This window comes from Sphingorhabdus sp. (genome assembly GCF_044357595.1).
GTDB lineage: Bacteria > Pseudomonadota > Alphaproteobacteria > Sphingomonadales > Sphingomonadaceae > Sphingorhabdus_B.
The window spans coordinates 1-6,034 of the sequence record NZ_JBIKPH010000143.1; the positions used below are offsets into that span (position 1 = coordinate 1).

Annotated in this window: 3 protein-coding genes; 2 read left to right on the forward strand and 1 reads right to left on the reverse strand. The window is 54.1% G+C overall.

The genetic code is table 11. The features are described from left to right. A partial coding sequence (locus tag ACIQ2T_RS11565; protein ID WP_397590948.1) for a 3-hydroxyacyl-CoA dehydrogenase NAD-binding domain-containing protein occupies nucleotides 1-1,422 on the forward strand: 1,422 nt, incomplete at its 5' end. A gap of 72 nt (nucleotides 1,423-1,494) precedes the next feature. Here the strand turns inward: ACIQ2T_RS11565 and ACIQ2T_RS11570 are convergent. Next, entirely contained in the window at nucleotides 1,495-4,104 is a 2,610-nt protein-coding gene (locus ACIQ2T_RS11570) for a TonB-dependent receptor (RefSeq protein ID WP_397590949.1), read from the reverse strand. A 219-nt stretch (nucleotides 4,105-4,323) separates the two neighbouring features. Here ACIQ2T_RS11570 and ACIQ2T_RS11575 point away from each other — a divergent pair. Further along, nucleotides 4,324-6,034, forward strand: a 1,711-nt coding sequence (locus tag ACIQ2T_RS11575; protein WP_397590950.1) for a thiamine pyrophosphate-dependent enzyme, incomplete at its 3' end; no start/stop codon positions are given.

Below are 6,034 nucleotides of genomic sequence, written 5' to 3' on the forward strand. Positions count from 1 at the left end.
AGCAAAGGCAATTTTGACGCGATTAAAGCCATTTTGTCCTGTTTATATGAAGGTTCTATCCTGCCGTTCGACACCGCGCTTCGTGTGGAATCCAAATATTTCACAAAGCTGCTTTCGGGTAGCCAAGCGAAGAACATGATCCGCACCTTGTTCATCAACAAGCAGGCTGCTGAAAAGGGCGCTGGCCGCCCTGCAGGCGTCCCGCCGGTTGAGATCAAAAAGGTTGGCGTGTTGGGTGGCGGGCTCATGGGGTCGGGCATTACGCATGTCACCGTTAAGGGCGGCATGGACGTTGTCGTTCTCGACCGCAGCTTGGAAGATGCCAACAAGGCGGTCGATTATAGCCGCAAGATCATCGACAAGGCCGTCAGCCGTGGCAAGATGACCAAGGAAGCTGGGGATGCTTTCATGGCGCGCATCACGCCGACGGACAATTATGACGACCTAAAGGATGTCGACCTTATCATTGAGGCTGTTTTTGAGCGTCCCGATGTAAAGGCAGACGTTATCAAGAAGGCCGAAGCCGTAATTGGCCCTGATGTCGTGTTCGCTTCGAACACGTCGACATTGCCGATCACCGGCCTCGCCAAAAATTCGTCACGGCCGGAGTTGTTCGTTGGACTGCATTTCTTTTCACCCGTTGAAAAAATGCCGCTGCTCGAAATCATTCCAGGCGAATTGACGGGCCCACGTGCCTTGGCGGCAGCGTTCGATTATAATGCCAAGATTAAGAAAACGCCGATTGTGGTCAAGGATGTCCGCGGCTTCTTCACCAACCGCGTTTTCCCGCCGTATATGGGTGAGGCGATGAAGCTGGTGACGGAGGGCGTTACACCAGCTTTGATTGAAAACGCGGCCAAGTCGCTTGGCATGCCCATAGGTCCTTTGGCGTTGCTTGATGAAACGACGCTGCAACTCGGGTATGACGTGATGCAGTCGACCAAAAAGGAATTGGGTGACGCGTATCAGCCAAGTGGCACCGAAGACTTTATGGAGTTGATGGTAGTCAAGCTTGGCCGCAAGGGACGTCGTTTTGGCTCTGGCTTTTACGATTATGATGCCAAGGGCGAACGCCTTGGTCTGTGGCAAGGCATGGCGGAGCATTATCCGCTCGCCGCTGAACAACCCTCGGTTGAAGAGGTGAAGCAACGTCTACTTTACATCCAGTTGATTGCCACGGCGCAATGCTTTGAAGAAGATGTGGTCAAAGACCCGCAGAGCGCAGATTTGGGCGCGATCTTTGGTTGGGGCTTTGCGCCTTATACCGGCGGTCCGATGAGCTATATCGACACGGTCGGGCTGGAGAATTTCGTCCGCACCGCCGACAATCTGGCGCAGCGTTTTGGTAACCGGTTCGCGCCACCCAAAAGCTTCCGCGATATGGCTGACAAGGGCGAGACCTTGTATAAAGCAGCCGCTTAACCCCAGAGCAACAGGCACAAAAAAAGGGCGGCCTCCGGATTGGAGACCGCCCTTTTTGTTTGTAATGTTTGTTTAGAACTTAGCGCGGACGGTCATACCGTACATGCGTGGCTCTTCCACGAAACCGATCAGCGAGCGTGTTCCTGCACCGCCGCGAAGTGGCGTATTGGCCGTAATCCCGCGTGTGATTTCGTTCGTCAGGTTTGTACCCCATAGTTCAAAGGTGTAGCGTTCATCCGGCGTGGTAAGCCCGATGCGTGCGTTCATCTTGAAGTAGTTTTCCTGACGTGCCAACGGAACGGCCAGACCATTCGTATCGGTATCGATTGTCCGGGTCGTGCGGCTGTCGGAATAGTTCACATTGCCGTTGACCAGCAAACTCCAACCCGAGTCATTCAAAGGACCATCGTAAGTCATACCGACTACGCCTGCAAATTTAGGCGCGTTCGTTAGATCTTGACCACAAAGTCGCAATGTGGATCCGAGAGCTGCGGCTGCTACACCATCCGCGCAGTTGCTCGGATAGCGCGCATTGGCATATGTTGCCGAGACATTCGCAGAGATGTTATCACTCAACTTACCAAACAACTCTAGTTCAGCACCCGTCGACCGCGCCGAATTGACGTTGAAGGTCAGGAACTGGACACCTGTAAATTCAAGCACCTGGAAGTCGCTCATTTTCATATCGAACAAAGCCAAATTGGCCTTGATGCTTCCAAACAATGTTGCCTTTACACCGACTTCGATCTGGTTGACCTTTTCCGATTTAAAGCTTGGGTCTGCATAAACCGGAGCAACAATTACCGGACCCCCCGGTGTTGCCAAGCCGGCAAGAATCGCTGCCGAGTTCTGCAAGGTTGCCGACTGCGGATCAAGGTTAAAGCCACCCGATTTGAATCCATGGCTGTAACCGGCGTAGAACAAAAGATCTTCGTTCGCCTTGTACCCAAGTTGCGCCGTGTAGGTGATCTCATCGTCCTTGAATTCCTGAGCCCACACACGCGGCAACGGCAGTTTCGCACTGGCAAGACCGCCACCCACAGCTGCCGGAGCAGTAAGGGCAACCGATGTTGCAAATGGGAAGCAGTTGATGCCAATCATACCCGCACGAAGTGGCGCAGGAACGCCACCAGTCAACACACCATTCACACTTGCCTGGCATGCACTGGCACCTGCACCGGTCGTTCCAGCAAGCTGGTTGAATGATGCGTCCTTGGTTTCATTCACGTAGCGCGCGCCAAGCGTTAGGCTTAGCTTGTCTGTGAAACTGATGACATTATGCGTGAACACCGAGTAGCTGCTTGCGTCCTGCAGGAACCGGTTTTCGGCATAGTTGCCATTAGCATTGACTGGGACACCGGCATTGCCGAGCGCGGTCAGCGCGAACAATGGGTTGACCCCCGCCGCATTGGCAAAGTTAAACGCGCTGCCAGTGCGTTGGAAATCAGCGTTCAGTGTCATTGTCTGGTCAGCACGAATTTTCTCACTGGAGTAAAATCCACCGACCAACCAATCAACACGATCGTTAACCGCCGTGCCCTGCAAGCGCAATTCCTGCGTAAAGGTTTTGATATGGTCACCCGACGGCAAGATTCCGGGACGCGATGTGCGTGCACCATTACCGACCGTGTAGGTGTCGTTGGCGGTGAAGCCACCGACCGTTGTCGAACTCGAATCAAACTTACGATATGCAGTAACCGAGGTCAGCTTTGCGCCACCCAAGTCCCATTTCAATTCGGCCGAGGTGCCCCATTGCTTAGAGCCGTTCTTGTAAGGACCGCCGTTGATCGACAAATTCTTGAGAGCGCTCAATCCGGACTGGTCTACGCCATCGCTTGCTAGGCCGTGGAAGGCTGAGAAAGGCGCAAGTTCGGTTTCGCGAACAATAACGGCTTCGCAGCATTGTTCGTCAGTTTTGGCATAATCGGCCAACAGGCGAATGCTCACATCGGCATTGGGTTCGATATACAGCTGGCCGCGCAGCATATAGCGGTCGCGGTCATTGCTTTCGGCGCCTGTGGGGGATTTTAGATATCCGTCGCGCTTGCGCCATGTGCCTGAAAGCCGAACACCAGCGACATCTTGCACAACTGGAAGGCTAACACCTCCCTGCAAGTTCATGAAATTATAATTGCCATAGCTGGCATTCACAAAACCTTCGGTGGTCGATAGGCTAGGGCGTTTTGTGGAGACGTTCAATGCACCAGCCGACGTGTTGCGACCGAACAATGTACCCTGAGGACCACGCAGAATTTCAAGCCGTTCGATATCGACAAGATCACCCAATGCTACACCGGGACGTGACTGATAGACACCGTCGATGAATACGCCGACCGAGCTTTCAAGGCCAGTGTTGTTGCCGGTGGTGCCGACGCCACGGATCTTGATCGATGTGCCCTGCGTTTCGGTCTGCGATGACTGGATGTTAAAGCTTGGCGAAATAGATGCCAGGTTCTTGATGTCATTGACACCCTGACGCTCCAAAGCTTCAGGCGCGACTGCGGTCACGGCAAGCGGAATGTCTTGCACGTCCATTGCGCGCAACGTTGCGGTCACGATGATGGGTTCATCCCCACTGTCGTCGCTAGATTGAGCTGTCTGGGCGTAAGCTGCGGGCACCAGCATTGCGCTGCATATAGTGCTACACAAAGCAGCGGTAATTACACGATTAAAACGACGCATTTCTCTCTCCTTCTTGTAACCGACAACCTATTGGCATTTGCTGCTCATATATGGTTGGCGGCGCTCTTGACGCTTCCCGGTTGGGACAATTCGGGAAGAAACTCTTTAAAGATAACTTTTCTATCGCTGAAATTTGACAAATCCAGCAATTTAATTGTGCGATTGAAAATATCACTTTGTTGTGGCTTTTATGCACTAAGACGTTCATCAACTGAGGCTATGTTTGATCGCCCCACGATACTGGACGAGGCTTTCTCCCGCCGCGTCGCTGCGCATGATTTTCCAGCTTCGCGCAACAACGCGGCATCCCAATCATTTGCCCCGCATATTCTTGTCGATTTGTTCGATAGCCAGATTATGAGCCGCCATCTCGATCTTTGGGCGCGGCGGTCAAAGGGTAAGACATTTTATTCTATTGGTAGTTCTGGCCATGAGGGGACGGCTGCCATGGCCGCAGCAACACGTGCCAATGATATGGCGTTTCTGCATTATCGCGACGCCGCATTCCTGATCCAGCGCAAAAAGCAGGCAGGCGGGCTTACGCCATTGCACGACATGGCCTTGTCCTTTGCCGCGTCGGCAGATGACCCAATATCGGGCGGGCGGCATAAGGTGTTGGGATGCGCGCATACGTTTGTGCCGCCGCAGACGAGCACTATTGCCTCGCATTTGCCTAAGGCAGTTGGTGCGGCGCATTCTTTGGGAATGGCGCAGCGGTTGCAACTCGCCGATGCAGTCCTGCCGCATGACTCTGTCATCCTATGTTCGTTCGGCGATGCGTCTGCCAATCATTCTACATCGCAGGGTGCATTCAACGCGGCATGCTGGGCAGCGTACCAGCATTTGCCCATGCCGATCGTCTTTCTGTGCGAAGATAACGGCATCGGGATCTCTGTGCGCACTCCGGGCGGTTGGATTGCTGCCAATTTCGCCAATCGTCCTGCCCTGCATTATGTCAGATGCGACGGCGCTGACCTAAATGATGCGTTGCGCGGGTGCGAAGAGGCGGTCACGTTCGCCCGTATGCGGCGTAAACCCGTTTTCCTGCATATGCAGACCATCCGTTTAATGGGGCATGCAGGCGCCGACGTCGAATTAAGCTATGCACCCATCGCGCAGATTGAAGCCGCCGAGGCGCAAGACCCGTTGCTGCACAGCGCGCGCATTTTGCATGAACAGGCTGGGATGTCGGGCCTGGAGATAGTCGCCCGCTATGAAGATATGCGTGCACGGGTGGAGCGGGTCGCGCTTGATGCATTGGCCAAGCCGCGTTTGGGGACTGTTGCTGAGGTAATAGCCTCGATTGAACCAGAGAAGGGCACGAAGTCGTCGCCGCCCTTGCCAGATGCCGCTAGGCGCGATGTTATGTTTGCCAAGGACGCGCGTAATTTGGCCAAGCCTGTCACATTGGCAAAAAGCATTAACTTTGCGCTCGCCGACATCATGCTGCAATATCCCAATGTCGCCGTTTTTGGTGAGGATGTCGCGCGCAAGGGCGGCGTCTATGGCGTGACGCAAGGGTTGCAGGAGAAGTTCGGCGCGGCCCGCGTTTTCGACACATTGTTGGATGAACAAACGATTTTGGGCCTTGCCAATGGCATGGCGCATAATGCTTTTGTGCCGATACCCGAAATCCAGTTTCTGGCCTATCTGCACAATGCGGAGGACCAGATCCGCGGCGAAGCGGCGACATTGTCTTTCTTTTCAAACCGGCAATATCGCAACCCGATGGTCATACGCATTGCAGGTCTACCCTATCAAAAGGGTTTTGGCGGGCATTTCCATAACGACAATAGCCTTGCTGTTCTCACCGATATTCCTGGCATCATCGTCGCCTGTCCGTCAAACGCATCGGATGCGCCTGCCATGCTGCGCGAGTGCGTTCGCTTGGCGCATGAAGATGGGCGCGTGGTGGTCTTTATCGAGCCGA